This is a genomic window from Pontixanthobacter gangjinensis (genome assembly GCF_009827545.1).
GTDB classification, from domain to species: Bacteria; Pseudomonadota; Alphaproteobacteria; order Sphingomonadales; family Sphingomonadaceae; genus Pontixanthobacter; species Pontixanthobacter gangjinensis.
Map to the genome: position 1 here is coordinate 1,386,539 of NZ_WTYS01000001.1, position 17,816 is coordinate 1,404,354.

The following is a 17,816-nucleotide window of genomic DNA, read 5'->3' on the forward strand; positions in this document are numbered from 1 at the left end:
AGTTAAGAGCTTCGATGCACAGTATTGTGCCGAATAAAGCCGGCAATCGCCCTTGCGGCGTTGAGAGGACCTACTGATGGTTGCACCAACAGCAAACCGTAAATTGAATAGGCCGAGCGTACAAAGCGACCGTCGCAAAGGGCGATGCAAATTGCTCGGTTCAGGGTCAGCTATGGCTGCAGCAATTGCTATTGCCAGCCTGCTTTCGACGCCTGCTTTCGGGCAGATTGCGCCGGACGCCATGCCGCAAAATCGCGGCGCAGCAGTTTCCAACCCTCCTATACCTAGCACACCGAATACCAGTATGTTGCAATCTGTTCCGGTACCGATTGCCTCGAAATATTATATGGATGCGAAAGGCCTCTCGCTCGATGCTCCCACGATGTCATGGCCATCCATGCCGAACGAGCCTCAAACCCCGCCGACTGTGCCCACCTCACCATCACCTTCAGGGCCTGTTCCGGCTGCACCGATTTCTTCACCGAACAGCACAATTGGTTCATCATTTGATTCTGTTAGAAATGCGGCGAACTCTCCAGACTTCGACGCATCGCGCGATGGGATAAATGCGCGTGCCACAGCTCAATTCAACAGCGGTGAAGTCGATTTCCGCCCGGACGCAAATGGCGATGTCGTCGAATTACTGGCCAACACAGCGATTATCAATTGGGACACCTTTATTGCGGGCACAGCGGGTAATACGGTTACATTCCTAGGCGCAGGCGGAAAGCTGGGCTTCACCAGTTCACTATCAGATTATACGGTTCTCAACCGGCTATTCACAGGCAGGCTCGATAGTGCAATCCGGATCGACGGCACGGTCACCAGCACTGTAAATGGCGGAGCCGCGACAGGGGGCAATGTCTGGTTCTACAGCCCCGGCGGGATCATCATAGGCTCGCAAGGCGCGTTTAATGTCGGCGGATTAATGCTGACCAGCAGCCAGTTGGACAGCATCGGCGCTGGCGGAAACCGAATGAATTTCGGCGGTGTTGCCAATCCTGCTAGCGGTGTGATTATTGAACGCGGCGCGAACATTTTAACAGACAGCTACTTTGCGGTGGTTGCACCGCGGGTTGAGCAGCATGGTACGGTCACCAGTGCTGGCTCCATCGCATACGTTGGCGCGGAACAGGCCCAGCTCACCATAAATAACGGCTTGTTCGATATTAGCGTTGATGTTGGGACCAGCGATGCCAACGGGATCGTGCACACTGGCACCACTAGCGGCCCAGCGCTGTCGGGTGGTGATCCGCGTGCTATTTCGATGGTTGCGGTGCCAAAGAATTTCGCGATGACCATGCTTGTTGGCGGTGATATCGGATACCAGCCAGCTGAGGGCGTGACAGTGGGTGAGGATGGCAAGATCATCCTGACAGCTGGCGCCGGAGGCTCGGTTCATGTGGCCGATGCGACGTTGACCGGTAATACAGTAATTTCAGCTAGCGATCGCGTTCGTTTTGGCGCGAGTGCAGGCGGCACCACGACCGTGAGCGGCGATCTGGAGATCATTGCGGGCGCCGCTGGAACGTCAGGCGGAATGATTGAGGTTGCATCCGCTGGCACACTTCACATTGCTGGTGACCTGACTCTGAATGTGAGCGTTGAAGGTGATCGCAATACGACTTTGAAGCGCGGTCAAGTCGATATTTCGGCAAGTGGCATCGGAGCTTCGATTGCTGTTGCAGGCGATCTGATTATTGATGCGAGTACCGATGGCATTATTACCGAGGCGGGCGGCAGTACCGTCAACCTTTCGGTCAATGACACCGGATCGTCCGATGGCCTCAGCGTTGGCGGCGCAATCGCGATTGACAGCTCGGCCGCGTCAGGTTCGGATTTCATAACAACCGAAGCTGGCGGCGTTGCAATTGCCATTGAAAATGGGACTTTCTCGTTCGACGCATTATTGCTGGATGCGCGATCCTCTGCCACCGGATCCGCGCTTGGCCAGACTGGCGATGGGCGCGATTACCAAGGCGGCGCATTCACAATGCGCGTTGGCAAAGACGGTTCGATCAACGGCGGCACATTGACAATCAATAACAGCGCAGCGGGCGTTGATGGTGCGGGCGGCAAAGGCAGCGGCGGCGCGATTGACCTGATGTTTCAGGGTGGAAATCTGACGCTTGGCGCGGTTGATCTGAAAAGCACCGGGATTGGCGGCGATGCTCCCGATCTCAATAGCTTGGAAGCCGGCAACTCCGACACAGTGGGCGGCTTTGGCGTTCAACGGCTCGCGGCTGCAACGGGCTTCCCATCTGCGGGTGACGGTGGCGACGGCGTAGGCGGTGATATGACCTTCACCGTTGATGGTGGCAACGCAACCGTCGAAAGTATAAACGTTGAATCCATCGGTATTGGTAGCGATGGTGCCAATGGTTCCAGCGAATTTGGGACAAATGGAGGTAGCGCTGGTGACGGATTTGGCGGCAACGCCACGTTCAACGCGACATCGGGAACGTTGAATGTAGCGCTGTTGATCAGTGTAACGGCGACTGGCAACACCTCTTCCGATCAAGGCATCGGCGGTGATGGGAATGGCAGCGACGGCGGCAATGGCGGGCGCGGCGTCGGCGGCAATGCAACATTTAATATGGATGGCTCTGCCACGATTTCTGCCGCCGGGATTATCGTTGATTCGACCGGATTTGGCGGGGCTGGCGGTGGGTCAGCTGAACGTTTTATCATTGAGTTAGAAGGAATAGACCCCGCCAATAATGCCGGCATCGGCGGTGCTGCAATTGGCGGTTCTGCGGTTTTTAACGACACGTCGGGTAATCTTACTGTAACCACTGTCGCAGTCGTGGCTGACGCATTTGGCGGGGCGGGCGGAAATGCGCAATCAGGCGGTGGTGCTGCCTCGGCTGGCGGAGCAGGCGGCGATGCGACGGCCGGATCGGCGATTATTAATCTCAATCAGGATGACACTTCAGAGCGCAACTATGTAGCAGTGGCGAGGGCAGCGGGCGGCAATGGCGGATTTGGCGATATTGCCGGTAATGGTGGTAATGCTGCCGGCGGTATTGCGGCGGTCAACATCAACGACGCGCAAATTGTTGCCGGAAGCGTTGCGATTGATACACTTGCGGTAGGCGGCACTGGCGGCTCTTCGATTTTGGAGAATAGCCCAGGGGGTAACGGTGGTAGCGCCAATGCTGGTACCTCTAGCCTCATCGCTGACGGCCCCAATGCCAATTACAACACGACTGTTGAAACCACGCTGGGTGCCGAAGCGATTGGCGGGGATGGTGGAGACGGTGGAAGCTTCGGCCAGGTCGGCGGCGATGGCGGGCTTGGCGGTGACGCGACGGGCGGAAATGCCGTTGTAATATCCCGAAATGGTGCATCAGTCAGCTTGTTCCTCAATTCGGGCGTGATTGCAGCAGCGAGTGGCGGCGATGGCGGTAATTTTGGTAATGGATTTGTCCAAAACGGAAGCGGAGGCTCGGCGGGATCCGCGCAAGGTGGTTCGATCGCTCTTACTGCAGAAGCAGGTGGTACGCTCGATATTGAAGGGGCATCAGGCTTTGCGAGTGTCGATGCTTCTGCAAGCGGCGGTTTCGGCGGTGGCTTTGCTGAATTTGGTGAAGTTTTTCCAGGGATCAACGGCGCTTCGACCGGCGGAGATATAAATCTGACCGCTGATGGGCTGGGCACAACTCTGAGTACAAACGGATCGTTGAATGTTTCGGCAGTTGCCAACGGCGCATTCGATTCTCGGCAAGAATCTATCAGTCGCAGGGCAACCGGAGGCGCAATTGACGTTACAGTGATCAATGGCGCCAACCTAATTGTTGCTGGCGATTTGAATTTGGATAGTTCAGCGACGGCTGCTGGAGGCGCGAATGACGCCGCGTTTGGCGAGGGTGGAAGCGTTTCTTTTGCAGTTGGTGATGCAAGCGGAGCTTCGCTTGGCTCGCTGAGAATCAACGCAGATGGCAATGCGCAGGGCGGTCTTTTCGGGTCAGGTACAATAGGCTCGGATGGAGGCGGAGGACTGGGTGGTACGGTCGATATCTCGGTCGGAACGGGTGCTTCATTGTCGTCTGGCGCATTGATCGCCACAGCTAATGGCATGGGCGCGGCGGGCGGCGACGGGGATAGCGGCTTTTCCGGCGGAAGTGGCGGCTTTGGCCTAGGCGGTGATGTTATTCTTGCGACAGGGTCCGATATTCAGATCTTTGACTCATTCGTGCTGGAAGCTGTCGGAAGTGGCGGCGATGGCGGCAGCGCTGGCTCGGGCGCAGCTACAGGGGCAAGCGGAGGTGATGCCGGTTTCGGCGAAGGCGGAAATGTACGGTTTGAAGCAAGCGGGTCGGGCGCTCTGCTCCCATCATTTGGCGGTGTTCGGCTTGGTGCAGCAGGGGCCGGCGGCTCCGGTGGATCTGGCGGTTCGGGTGATTCTATCGCGGCTGGCGGGACAGGTGGTGCAGGCGGTGAAGGCCTGGGCGGTTCTGCGACCTTTGCGACATCGGGTGTGGATGCGACATTTACCTTGGATGATTTCGCGGTCAGCATGGATACGCTAGGCATAGGCGGCGCTGGCGGAACTGGCGGCGACAATTTCTTGGGCGGGACTGGTGGCGATGGAGGGGCCGGCGGTAATGCGTCGGGCGGAGCAAAGATTGTAGAAGCTGGGAGCGGAAGCACCATAACTTTGCAACCGATCTCGGTCGGTCCATTCTCACTGACATCCAATGCATTTGGCGGTAGCGGCGGATTGGGTGGCAGTCTGGATCTAACCAGTGGCGGCGTTCAAGGGACTGGCGGCAACGGCGGAGCAGCAATCGGCGGATCGCCCATTTTGCGCGCGCTGGGAGGCACAGTAAGCAGTGGAGATGTGGAGTTGTCGGCCATAGGCTTTGGCGGTGATGGCGGGCTCGGGGGCGATGATGGCAATGCTACGTTTGGGCCCAGCGGCAATGGCGGAGACGGGATTGGTGGCAGCCCGACCCTTGAGACATTTGACGGTAGCCCGGGCATAATCACGCTTGGAAATGTATCGATTGACGCACCGGGTCTTGCTGGCGGTGGTACCGTAATCGGGAATACAACTGGCGGCCAGATTGTTATTTCAGACGGTTCGGCCGATCCTGCGGGTCTGATCAGCATGACCTCGCTGACCGCGACGGTCACAGGCACTGCGGCAACACCATCGCTTATCATAAGCAGCGACAGCGGTCCGATAACGGTCACGAACAATGTCGACGCGACGGTATCGGGCGACATCATTTTTGATTTTGATGGCGATGGTCAAATTGTGGTTGGTGGCGATGCTCTGCTGACATCAGGAGGAGTAATAACCGGAACGCACACCAACAATGTTGGCGGCGTCATTTCGATTGATACCGGCAACGACATCATTGCCAATGCCGCGACCAATATTGATCTCGGCGCTGGCTTTATCGCTTCGGCGGGCCGTGATGCCAATTTAGCCGCGCAAAATATCACTTTTGGCACGGTTAATTCCCTTCGGGACATCATTATCAACGCTAGCATAGGTTCCATATTTGGCATCGGCGATCTGATTGCCGGACGCGATCTAGATCTTGATGCGACTCTTGGCATCGATATCCAAAATGGCGAGGGTACAGGCAATATTACAATCGACGCTGGCAGCGACGTCACATCTGCCAATCTGACGCTGACAGGCGCTGATATACTTGCTGTCCAAAGCGTCCAAATAAACGCCTTTGGTGACATTGCTGTGGGCGATGTCGAAGCGATTGACGGGCTGGTGATCACAGGCCAATCACTGACCGCTGATTTGCTTGCCGGAGAGAGCGTTACGGTAAGTACTGGCGCGACAATCGATGTTGGATCGGCAATCAGTGAAACCTCCATCGCATTATTCGGTTCAGATGTTATTCTGGCTAATGGAGATGCTGTTCAGGACATCGACATTGATGCGATGGGCGGTGCGATATCGCTGGGAGCGGTCAATTCTGAACAGATCCTCACTGTTAGCGCATCGGGTGATATCGACTTTTCCGATCTGACAGGGTTGGTAATAAACCTAGGTTCAGGCGGAAGCATTACCGGTGGCAGTGCAGCGGCTGACCGCACAATTATCAGCGGCACACCCCGCAATGTGAATCTGAGCGCTGTTGGGGCAATCGATATCGATAGCGCCAGCGCTGTCGATGATGTGATCGCTGGCGGCGCGTCCTTTGCCGGAAATTCAGTCGATGCTGGAAGCACCATTACGGTAACCGTGCCAGGCGCGATAGTTATCGGAACAAGTAACAGCGGCAACGAGACGAGTTTGACTGGCTCGGAAATACTGTTGGGCGGTGGCGTAGCTGGTGGCGGAACTTCAGTGATCAATTCCACCATCGGTGCGGTGGATATCGGAACATTTGATAGCGAGAATTTCCTCGATATCAATTCGAACACCACAGTAGACTTCGGCACTTTGACCGCACGTGCAATGTCGATACTTGCCAATGGTAATGTAACCGGCGTGCGCGCTGCGACCGATGTCACTTTAGTCAGCGGGCGTCCGCGCAATGTCGAGATCACCACACCGGGCTCAGTTAGCGTCGATCAGATCGATACGGTTGCAAGTATTTTTGTTGGTGCCGCTGCGCTCGATACGAATTTGCTCGATGCAGGCACCGATATCAACGTCATTGTCGGCGGTTTGGCCGATATTGTCCAAGCCAATTCCGGCGGATCGAGCACCATTACCGGCGGTACAATTCTGATTGGCGATGGTATTTCAAATGGACTGGCTCTGCTCACATCGACATTGGGCGATGTCACACTAGGCACATGGGACTCAAATGGGTTCTTTGACCTTGATTCAGCGCAGAACGCGATCTTCGATATTGTAACCGGGCTTGTAGTCGATATTACCGCTGTGAGCGATATAACCGGCAATAGCGCGGCGAGTGATGTCAATCTTATCAGCGGCCGCCCGCGCGATGTGACCTTGGATGCAGGCGGCATCGTACGGATCGCAAATGCCGATTCAATTGGCAATGTCATACTAGACGGTTCGGGGGTCGATGCAGGAACTCTGATTGCCGCCGCGGACATCGCAGTGACTGCTACCGGCCCTGCCGAAATAGCTGACATTCAAAGTGGCGGTGGAGCGAGCATCGTCGGAGGTAATGTCACACTGATCGGCGGTACAATCGATCTAGACCTGACCGCCGACGCGACCGCTGGTGATCTTACGATCAATGGCACCATGAACGTGGGCCAAAACATCAATCTTGATGCAACAAACGATCTAAATTTGGGAACGCTTGCGACCACAAACGGAAACATCGACGCCAATGCCGGAGGTGCAATTGACTTCATCGGCGCGCAGGCCAGCGCGACCATCAATTTCACTGCGACTGGCCCAATAAATGGCGGCGATTTGGATGCCGGAAATATATTGAACCTTGACGGCGGCAGTATTGCAATTGGCAATGCAGCGGGTAACACTATCGACCTGACCAGCGGCGGCAATATTCTGTTTGGCAGCCTAACTTCTCCCAATGCAATCAACCTAAGCGCGGCGCTGGGGTCGATTGGCAAAAATGGCGGGAATGGCGATATTGACAGCGATAGCGATGTAACGCTCGCCGCGCTTGCTATCGATATTGGGGATGTGACCTCAGGCGGTTCGGTCAGCGCGGATGCGACAGAGGGTGATGCAACATTCGGTACGATTGATGCGGCCAATGACATAGCAATCGCAGCGTTCGGCACGCCGACGGTTTCCAACGCCGTCAGCGGCGGCAACACCAGCATCATTGGTGCGTCAGTAATATTCGACAACGGGTCTATCGGCGGCGATTTGTCAATAAACGCGACCATTGGCGATATTGCCGGAAATGGCATTGTGACCGTTGGCGGAGGAATTGACTTCGACGCTGCTGATTCTGCAACATTCGGCAATCTCGGAACGCAGGGCGGGTCCTTTTTAGTCTCCGCAGGCAGCGACATTAATTTCAGTAGCGCAACAAGCTCCGCTGATGTCAACATGACCGCTGGAGGAAACGTTACAGGCAATACCATCGATGCGCTCGGTACAGTTTCGGTCAACGGTCAAGATGTTACAGTGCGCGAGATTCTGGCGGGCGGAACAATTAGTGCGATGGCGACAGCGGGCGACGCGAATTTCGCAAATCTTATATCTGATGATTCAGTAACACTGGACGCAGCCGGTTCGATTATGGTCGATCATGCTGAAGCGACAAACGACTTTACTGGCACTGCAATTGGCGATTTCACCACTGGATTGAATTCGATTATCACTGGTGGCGACATTATCATCAACACTGGCGGCATAGCCAATCTTGGCAATTCGGCGGCCGGGGGGGTGATAGATGTGCTTGCCAGTCAGATTGACTTTGCGGCATTGATTGCCGGATCAACTGTGACATTGGAGACGGCGCTAAGTCCAAGCAATAGTGCTCCAGGTAATCTCGACATTTCAGGTAACGCCATAACTGCGGGACCTGGAACAAGCAGCATCAATTCGCTCGGATCGGTTACTCTGACGGGCGTCGCGGACTTTGGCGGCAGCTTTGCGGTGGATGCCGTTGCCGACATTGCAATTGCACAAACAGATGTGCGTGGCGGAGACTTTGACGCAAATGCTGGCGGAACAATTTCTTTCAGCGCAATCAACGTAGCTGGCTCGCTCGATTTCCTTGCGACTGGGGATGTCGCTGGAACGGGCAATATTGATACCGGCGGAGCCGTGTCGATTAATTCTGCGGCTGGCTCGGTTGCCGCGCAAGCTATTTTCGCAGGTGGACAAATCGGAATTTCTAGCGGCTCTGGCGATGTCACATTTACGGAATTGGATGCAGTTGGTGCGGTATCGATCATCGCCCAAGGTGGCGCACTCAGCGGTATTTCCATCAATACGGGTGGAGTGTTGCAAATAGGATCGGATGGCGACGTCACTTTTGACAATGCTACTTCCGCTCTCAATCTCAATATAGACACAATCAACGGCGATGTTACGGCGGGGTCAATTTCAGGTGGAGCCAACGTAAATGTCGATTCTGGAGGCGCATTTGATGTGGAGACCGTATCGGCGGCGCAATCAGGACAAGGCGTCGTCAGTGTATTCGGGCAGAACGGAATTACGATCGGCACACTGTCTGGCAATGATGCAGAACTTGCTGCGCCTGACGGAAATGTCGTAGTCGATCAGGACATTGATATCACAGATCTGGTCACGGCAGAGGGCAGATCAATAGTGCTGCGCTCGGCCGGTGATCTTGCAGTGACAGCGCAGGCTACATTGGGTGCGATCGACATTTCGGTGGCAGGCGACCTCGATGTCCAAGGTGCCATCGCCCCCGATAATATTGACCTGACCAGCACAGGTGGGTCAGTGACGATCAATGAGCCTGTATCAATTAATCTAAACAATCCGGGCGGATTTCAGGGTACACAGCAGGTTACGTCCAGCGGGGGTAATGTCGCGATTATTGCTGCGACCGACGTGATCGTAAACTCCTTCGTCGGTGCTGACGCGATGCTAACCCTCGACGCGGGCAATTTGCTCGACCTGCAGGCGACCGCGTCGGGTCAGGACATCGAAGTTATTGCAGCAGATATAAACATTGGCACCTTGGGCGCACTCGGTCGGAGCGATGCGACCAACAGTATATTGATCGCAAGCGAGAATGACATCGTGCTTGGCGGGGTTGGCGGACAAACTGGTGTGTTTGAGCTTGATAATGACGAATTCTCGCGCGTCTTCAGCGGGGGCGATATTACGATCAATGCAAAATTATTAAGCACCGGCAGCGGGAACATCATCGTCGATGACCTTAGTGTTTTGGTGATTGATAACTCGACCAGCCCGAGTGCAACCGATGGCAATTTGGGTGCGGCAGGAACGTTGACATTGGATGCAGGTGCCAGTGTCGAAGTTATCGGCAATCTCAATATCTTAAATGCCACAGTGGACAGCACCCTAGCTGTATTCGCCGCTGATTTTATCAATGTCGACGTGGGCACAGGTAATTTGCGGATCGAGGATGATGCCAACATCCTTACTGGCACCATCGATTTGTTTGCCCCGTCAATCGTTGCTGTCAGTGCATCTGCGGCAGCCGATATTTCCGGGGCCTCGGTAACGGATGCTGACACACGCCTTGGCCAGAATGATGGAATTGTTCGAGATGAAGGGTACTTCCAAGCGACCAATCTCACCTTCAACATTGATAATGAATTGCTGATCCAGAATAGTGGTGCGGGTACCGACCTTGACGACCGGCGCGGTTTTGTCGCCGATAATGTGACGATTAATGACGGCGATGCAACAGCTCCGATTGGGGTCGTGATTAATGGCGTTGTCGGGGGTAATACTGGCATCGATGCAATCGAGCCGGTGAACATCACTACGCCGGCAGATCAAGCCTCGACTATCAATGGTTGTTTGATCGCCAATCCTGCCAGCTGCGTAATTATTCCTCCATCGCCCGGCACGAACGGTTCTGGCGGTCCGATTGAAAATCCGCTTGCGGACTTGATTGAAGAAGAAATCGAGGATGAAACAGAAGCTGGCCTAGCGGTTGATACCATGATTATCGAATTCCGTGACGACCCGCAGCGCGAACTGGATCCCTTGATTAACGAGCCAGTCACTGGCGCAGGTAACGAGGATTTGTGGGTCAGCGAAGACGAATGCGAAACGGATGATGAAACATGCACGGCGCTCTCGGAAGAGGAGCTAGAGCCAGCGGAGTAAAGGCAGAGTCTTGACCCGCTGGCCTGCCCATGTGCATGGCACCGCGCTATGAGCGATACTCCGTTACAGCTATTCAACAGCCTGACCCGCAGTCTTGAAAACTTTGAACCTGTCCATGCGGGGGAAGCGCGCGTCTATACCTGCGGTCCCACGGTCTACAATTACCAGCACATCGGCAATATGCGCGCCTATGTCTTTGCCGATACGCTGGGCCGGACGTTGCAGTGGAAGGGCTACAAGCTCACTCACGTCATCAATATTACCGATGTTGGTCATCTGACTTCCGATGCGGATGAAGGTGAAGACAAGATGGAGAAAATGGCCGCGAGCGAAGGCAAGTCTGCCTGGGATATTGCGCGGCTGTACCAAGAGGATTTTGAGCGCGATCTTGCCCGTCTGAATGTCCAGCCAAAGCAGCATCCGCGCGCAACGGAATATGTAGAGGCGATGATTGCGTGGGGCGAAAAAATCGCCGACAAACATTGTTACGAGCTGGAATCCGGGCTCTATTTCGATACATCGAGCGTTACAGATTACGGCAAACTTGCCCGCGCGGTTACCGAGGACGGCGAAGGTCGGATCGATAGTGTGGAGGGCAAGCGTAACGCGGCTGACTTTGCGATTTGGCGTAAAACTCCTGCTGGAGAGACACGTCAGATGGAATGGGATTCTCCGTGGGGTAGGGGCGCTCCCGGCTGGCATCTCGAATGCTCGGTTATGGGGGAAAAGCTGCTCGGCTTTCCATTCGACATCCACACCGGCGGTATTGATCACCGTGAAATTCACCACCCTAATGAAATCGCGCAGAACCAAGCGTTTTGCGGTTGTGGCGGCTTAAGTGAATCGACCAATTCGGGCGCGAAGATCTGGATGCACAACAATTTCCTGGTCGAGCGCAGTGGCAAGATGTCCAAAAGCTCGGGCGAGTTCCTGCGGCTGCAATTGTTGATCGACAAAGGTTACCACCCGCTCGCCTACCGGTTGATGTGCCTGCAAGCACATTACCGCAGCGAGCTGGAATTTTCGTGGGAAGGGCTGCAGGCAGCGTTGACGCGGCTGAAGCGGATGGTGATGGTGGCTGAACGGTTGGCTGAAGCCCAACCCGGGAAGCCCGATCATCCGAAATTCGCGCCTATGCTGGATAAATTCGATGCTGCAATTGGTGATGATCTGAACACTGCCGTTGCGCTGACGGCTTTGGAGGAGGCTATCGCGGTTAAGAAAGTTGATGCGGGAATCAAACTTGCGGTAATCGAGGAAATGGACGAGGTCCTTGGCCTTGACCTGTTCGGGCTATCGCGCACCGCGTTGAGGATCCGTCCAAAACACGCTGCGCTAGATGAAGCCGAAGTGGAAGACGCCATCACCCGCCGCAAGGCTGCACGCGCCGAGAAAGACTTCGCCCTCAGCGATGCGATCCGTGACGAGCTTGCCGCCAAGGGCGTGGAACTGATGGATGGCGATCCGCTCGGCTGGGAATGGAAGCTGGGTTGATGCCTCGAAAGTGAATTGAACTGTCACATACCATAAACTCAATGTCCCTCTGTTAAGTAAACTGACGTCGCGCGCCTTCAGCTTCACCGAATGGCTGAGTTTGCCCCAAGATCGCTAAGCGGTCTTAAACCTGATCCAGCAATTGAGAGAAAATCGCCCATCCTCGAACCGGCCGCTCGGTACTCTCAATCTGCGGACCGAATGCGGCGCGAAGGAGGGGAAGGCAACAAGTCTGCCGTGGCGCGGTGCGACAAGCTTTGGCTTTACATCTCCGTCTAGAGAATGAATTTCTAGCTCGCCGCCGCTAAACTGACAGGGTGTTCGATGAAAGTAATAGACTGTGCTCAACACACGCTCTGTGTCTACACCGTCGCGCTTGTCCAATGTCATCGTATCGATATGCCAAGCCAAACTGCCGCCATCGCCATTTGCGATCAACTCGTTTTCCATCAACGGCCTTTCGATTTGCGGTATTCCGGTCTCTTCATAAAGCCGGGGCAGCAAGTTGCTTAAACCGGAGCGGAATTCACGCCCAATGCTCTCAAGCCTCCCGCCAAATCTTTTCGATAGGCGAAACTCCGGATCAACCGCCTCGCTTTCATCGGCATAGGATGTCTTGGTCGCTGCAAATCCAATCTGATTGGCAATCGCGAACTCTGCCAGCCTGTCTGGTAGGTCCGTGCCAAAAGCATCGTCAATGATTGCAAATTTGGTAAACATTGCCAGATTTATCCGCCCGTTCTTGATAGCTGGACTAGTAAGCTGTTGTGCTCAATTGCCATCTGATGCGTGCTCTAGCTTCTCAATGGCGCTGACATCATCCATGTCTTGCGCCCTTAAATTCGAGGCCGGCAGAACCAGCAATTGACCGAAAAACGGGCGTTTGAAAATGCATTATCAGGCACTGAGATTCTCAACACCTCATGTGGAGCGAACGAAGGGAATATGACCAGCCGATCATGGTTGGGTGCAATTTTGACAGGTTCAATATCACCGGCGATCGGCAAAATGGCCAGCTCACCGCCGCTAAACGCAGCTGGCTCACCATGAAAATAGTATACGGCGCTTAATATCCGGTCTGCGTCAGCGAAGCGTCGCGTAGTATCGCTTAAGCTATCGACATGCTTGCGAAAGAAGCCTCCATCTTGATGCGCGACCATGCTGATTTCGAGTATCGGCATGGTGATAGGGGCTAAGCCAGCTGCACCGAACAATTCGCTTGCGCGAGTTAGGAAAGCATGCCGCAAACGCTCTCCCAGCTGGCCCCAGTCGCCTTGGAACTCGGCCGAATTGCGTGTGTCGCAATCCACCGATGCTGCAGCATTGCTAGAAGTGACGCCCGCGGCGTAAAAATTCCGTTCATTCTCGACCGCAAATGCCAGCAATTTAGCCGAAAATTCAGGCCCCAAAAATCCGTCAATGATGGCGTATTTGGTGAACATTCATCTGGTCACTTTCGTGATTGAGTCATCGGAGCTTGGCAAGGCAGCATTAACTCGGTCATGCAGGACTAGCCGAATTGTTGTGCTTGGGTGAGGGAATGCGCATTCCGAAGTGAATTGGTCAAGCTTCGCCATTTTGACCGCCAAATACAACTGCGGCGGTTAGCGAGCTCAAGCTCCCCCGTTTGGCACCTGCTTCAAATACTTTTCGCAGATGCAATCGAGCGGTGACACCAGCAACTGTCTTTGTTAGACGATTACGTAGAGCGGGGTTGGCGTGACGCCATAACCCGCCTTGGGTCGCGCACGTAATTCTGGAGGCACCCGAGGGGGGTGCCCGATGGGGGGTATCGATGGCCGACAACAACACTGGTAAGCAAAAAGCGTCCGATCTATTTATTGAATGCCTTGAGGAAGAGGGTGTTGAATATATTTTCGGCGTGCCCGGTGAGGAAAACCTCGATTTCCTTGAAAGCCTGTCCAAATCGGATTCGATTCAACTCATCCTGACCCGTCATGAGCAAGGCGCTGGCTTTATGGCGGCAACTTATGGCCGTCACACAGGCAAGACAGGCGTTTGTCTTGCGACGCTCGGCCCGGGCGCCACGAATTTTGTAACTGCAGGTGCCTATGCGCAATTGGGCGGAATGCCGATTTTAATGATTACCGGCCAGAAACCGATTAAGAAATCCAAGCAGGGACGGTTCCAGATCCTTGATGTCGTCCAGATGATGGGCCCGATCACTAAATATGCGCACCAACTCGCTGCGGGGGACAACATTCCGAGTCGCGTGCGTGAATGCTTCCGTCTGGCCGAAGAGGAAAAGCCGGGTGCGACGCATCTGGAATTCCCTGAAGATATTGCCGAGGAAATGACCGATTCGCGGCCGCTTAAGGCATCAGTTGCGCGCCGCCCGTCGGCTGAGGTCAAAGCTGTCCGGTCCGCGGTTAAGGCAATAGAAAGCGCCAAGAATCCGGTACTAGTAGTGGGGGCAGGCGCCAACCGGAAGATGACCGGACGGATGCTGCGCCAATTTATCGAAAAGACTGGCATACCCTTCGTCACCACACAGATGGGCAAGGGCGTTATCGACGAGCGTCACCCGCTATTCCTGGGCTGCGCCGCGCTATCGGCTGGCGATTTCTGTCACCGAGCGATTGAGGATGCGGATTGCATCGTCAACATTGGTCATGACGTGATCGAGAAGCCGCCGTTTTTCATGAAACATGACGGGGCGACGGTAATCCATCTTTCGACCAAAACGGCCGAGGTTGATCCGGTCTATTTCCCGCAGATCGAAGTGATCGGCGATATTGCCAATGCCATTTGGCAAATCAAGGAGGACATCGTACCCTCCGGCCAATGGAAATTCGACCATATGCTGGCTTACCGCGCGGCAGAAGTTGCACACACAAAACCGCTTGCCGACGATCCGCGTTTCCCGATCTTCCCTCCGCATCTAGTGCAAGAAGTGCGCAACTCGATGCCCGAAGATGGCATTATTTGCTTGGATAATGGCGTTTATAAAATCTGGTTTGCGCGCAATTATACCGCTTATCTGCCCAATACCGTACTGCTCGATAACGCGCTTGCCACAATGGGCGCGGGTCTGCCGTCAGCCATGATGAGCGCTATGCTCTATCCTGATCGCAAAGTGATGGCGATTTGCGGTGATGGCGGGTTCATGATGAACAGTCAGGAAATGGAAACTGCGGTACGGCTTGGGCTCAATATGACCGTGTTGATTTTGCGAGATGATGCCTATGGTATGATCCGCTGGAAGCAGGCCAATATGGGCTTCAAGGATTGGGGGCTGACCTATGGTAACCCCGATTTCGTGATGTATGCTGAAAGCTATGGTGCCAAGGGCCACCGAGTGGAAAGCGCCGATCACTTGAAAGAAGTGCTGGCCCATTGCCGTGATACGCCGGGCGTTCACCTGATTGATTGCCCGGTTGATTATACTGAGAACGATCAAATTCTGAATCACGACATCAAAGAGCTTTCGAAGAATCTATAGAATATCCGTTGCCCCTCCCATCTGCGGGAGGGGTTGGGGCGGGCGCGGGATTGGACTGTGCTGCCCCTCAGACGCACCCCCGGCCCCTCCCGCAAACAGGAGGGGGGAGAGATGAACATGGTCGAACTGAAATCTACCTATCCGCTGTATCTCAATAATAAGGCTTCCCAGCCAAACACCGATTTGGAAGTGACCGACAAATTCACCAATGAGGTCGCATTCCGCACTGCCTTAGCCACGCCCGACATCATCGAGGAGGCGATTGCAGGCGCCGTTCGGGCGACCGAGCCGATGGCGAAGATGGCCAGCTATGAACGTCAAGCGGTACTCGAACACTGCGTCACCCGGTTTCGTGAGCGGTTTGACGAGCTTGCTTATTCTCTGTGTGTTGAAGCAGGGAAGCCGATCAACGATGCAGAGGGGGAAGTTACCCGTCTGATCGATACTTTCAAGATCGCCGCAGAAGAGGCCACCCGCAATTATGGCGAAGTTCAACCGCTGGATATATCGGCGCGCGCCAAGGGATATATGGGCATGTGGAAGCGCGTGCCAATTGGCCCATGCAGCTTCATTTCTCCGTTTAATTTCCCGCTCAATCTGGCCGCGCATAAGATTGCTCCGGCCATTGCGATGGGCTGTCCATTTGTAATGAAACCGGCGAGCAAAACGCCGCTCGGCGCGATTATCATGGGCGAAGTTCTGGCAGAAACCGATTTGCCGGAGGGCGCGTTTTCAATCCTTCCGGCGAGCCGCGACGGCGCCGATCTGTTCACCACGGACGAGCGGTTAAAACTCCTCAGCTTTACCGGTTCGCCCGGGGTGGGCTGGGACTTAAAGGCCAAGGCGGGCAAAAAGCCCGTTATCCTCGAACTTGGCGGCAATGCGGCTGTAGTGGTCGATAAAGATGCCGATCTTGACCATGCGCTTGAGCGGATCATTTTTGGTGCTTTCTATCAGTCAGGCCAAAGCTGCATCGGTGTTCAGCGAATTATAATACACGAAGAAATTTATGACATATTTCGCGATATGCTGGTCGCAAAGACCAAGACATTAGTCTCTGGCGATCCAAAGGAGCGTGACACCTTTATAGGCCCGATGATCTCGCTGGGAGAAGCAAAGCGGCTGAAAGGCTGGATTGATTCCGCAGTTGATGGTGGTGCTAATCTACTGTGCGGCGGCGGCTGCGAAGGCAATATGCTGGAGGCCACGCTGTTGGAAAATGTCGATCCGTCCGCCGATGCCAACCGCGAAGAAGCGTTTGGTCCGATGGCGCTGCTCACCAAATTCACCGACTTCAACGAAGCGATGGAGCAGGTGAACGATTCCAAGTTCGGACTTCAGGCCGGAATATTCACACGTGACATCCACAAGGTGCTCGATGCGTGGGATACGCTGGATGTTGGCGGTGTGGTGGTCAATGATGTGTCATCTTACCGCGTCGACAATATGCCCTATGGCGGGGTGAAAGACTCCGGCCTTGGCCGTGAAGGCATCCGTTTTGCGATGGAAGACATGTCTGAAATCCGGAACTTGGTAATCCGCCGCGAATCCGCGGGTTAGCCGTCAAGCAGCAATAGCAATTCGCATTCAACCTCTAGGCGAGGGCAAGGAAGCAAGCTGTGATCGGCGCTGACTATTGTGGCATCGGCGACCAATTGTCCGGGGAGGGTGAACTCGTGATCTGGCAGATTTGCGATAAAAGTTTCGCCTGCTTCAGTCTGCTTGGCCCCTTCGAACAGCAGTCGCACTGAGTGGCGTGTGCCGGAAAACGTGATGCTCGCCCATGCATGTTCTGAATATCGGTTGATTATCGCTTGCCCTCCCGCGATTTTGAGCAGTTCAGTGCGGAGCCGTTCACCATGGCTGACCCGCGCTTTGCGAGCGGGGCGAAGCTGCGAGATAGGCTCAACCAACATTAGCGGCTTCCTTCTGATAGGTGGTCATAAATGTCTCGACGCGTTTTTCCGTCCCGGTTCGGGGAATTCGGCCGTTACGTAAGTCTAATACGAAGCGCGGGTCGTGGGCGGCGAGCCTGCCAAACTTGGTGGCGGGCATCCCAGTGTTGCGTAGAAATTTCTCAATAGAACGAATAAGCATGCGGTTCCCCTGCGATTGGATTTGCCTGCAATGGCACGGTCAGCGAAT

At 54.8% G+C, this 17,816-nt stretch carries 8 protein-coding genes; 4 read left to right on the plus strand and 4 right to left on the minus strand.

Annotated elements, in window-relative coordinates; genetic code table 11:
- The first annotated feature begins 172 nt into the window (after positions 1 to 172).
- Together GRI36_RS06550 and cysS are read left to right on the plus strand one after the other, a co-directional pair.
- Positions 173 to 10,714: a hypothetical protein gene (locus GRI36_RS06550; protein WP_160597730.1), complete on the plus strand. Its 10,542-nt coding sequence runs from the start codon at positions 173 to 175 to the stop codon at positions 10,712 to 10,714.
- 48 nt (positions 10,715 to 10,762) lie between these two features.
- Positions 10,763 to 12,208, plus strand: a complete 1,446-nt coding sequence (cysS, locus tag GRI36_RS06555; RefSeq protein WP_160597731.1) for a cysteine--tRNA ligase — start codon at positions 10,763 to 10,765, stop codon at positions 12,206 to 12,208.
- 114 nt (positions 12,209 to 12,322) lie between these two features.
- On the opposite strand, the gene GRI36_RS06560 is transcribed toward cysS, so the two are convergent.
- Positions 12,323 to 12,928, minus strand: a complete 606-nt coding sequence (locus GRI36_RS06560; protein ID WP_160597732.1) for a 2OG-Fe(II) oxygenase — start codon at positions 12,926 to 12,928, stop codon at positions 12,323 to 12,325.
- 116 nt (positions 12,929 to 13,044) lie between these two features.
- Positions 13,045 to 13,650 (minus strand): 2OG-Fe(II) oxygenase, encoded by a 606-nt coding sequence (locus GRI36_RS06565; RefSeq protein WP_160597733.1) that lies wholly within the window; start codon positions 13,648 to 13,650, stop codon positions 13,045 to 13,047.
- Between the two features lie 353 nt (positions 13,651 to 14,003).
- Between GRI36_RS06565 and GRI36_RS06570 the strand changes: the two genes are divergently transcribed.
- Entirely contained in the window at positions 14,004 to 15,671 is a 1,668-nt protein-coding gene (locus GRI36_RS06570) for an acetolactate synthase large subunit (RefSeq protein WP_160597734.1), read from the plus strand.
- A gap of 117 nt (positions 15,672 to 15,788) precedes the next feature.
- Entirely contained in the window at positions 15,789 to 17,231 is a 1,443-nt protein-coding gene (locus tag GRI36_RS06575) for an aldehyde dehydrogenase family protein (RefSeq protein WP_407985682.1), read from the plus strand.
- Here the strand turns inward: GRI36_RS06575 and GRI36_RS06580 are convergent.
- Together GRI36_RS06580 and GRI36_RS06585 are read right to left on the minus strand one after the other, a co-directional pair.
- Positions 17,228 to 17,587 carry a hypothetical protein gene (locus GRI36_RS06580; RefSeq protein WP_202392133.1) on the minus strand — a complete coding sequence of 120 codons (360 nt, stop codon included), beginning with the start codon at positions 17,585 to 17,587 and terminating at the stop codon, positions 17,228 to 17,230. The two genes, GRI36_RS06575 and GRI36_RS06580, sit on opposite strands and share 4 nt — an antisense overlap.
- The gene (locus tag GRI36_RS06585; protein WP_160597736.1) at positions 17,577 to 17,768 is read right to left on the minus strand and encodes a hypothetical protein; all 192 of its coding nucleotides are present in this window, start codon (positions 17,766 to 17,768) and stop codon (positions 17,577 to 17,579) included. The genes GRI36_RS06580 and GRI36_RS06585 overlap by 11 nt, the downstream gene beginning before the upstream one ends.
- Positions 17,769 to 17,816: the final 48 nt, after the last annotated feature.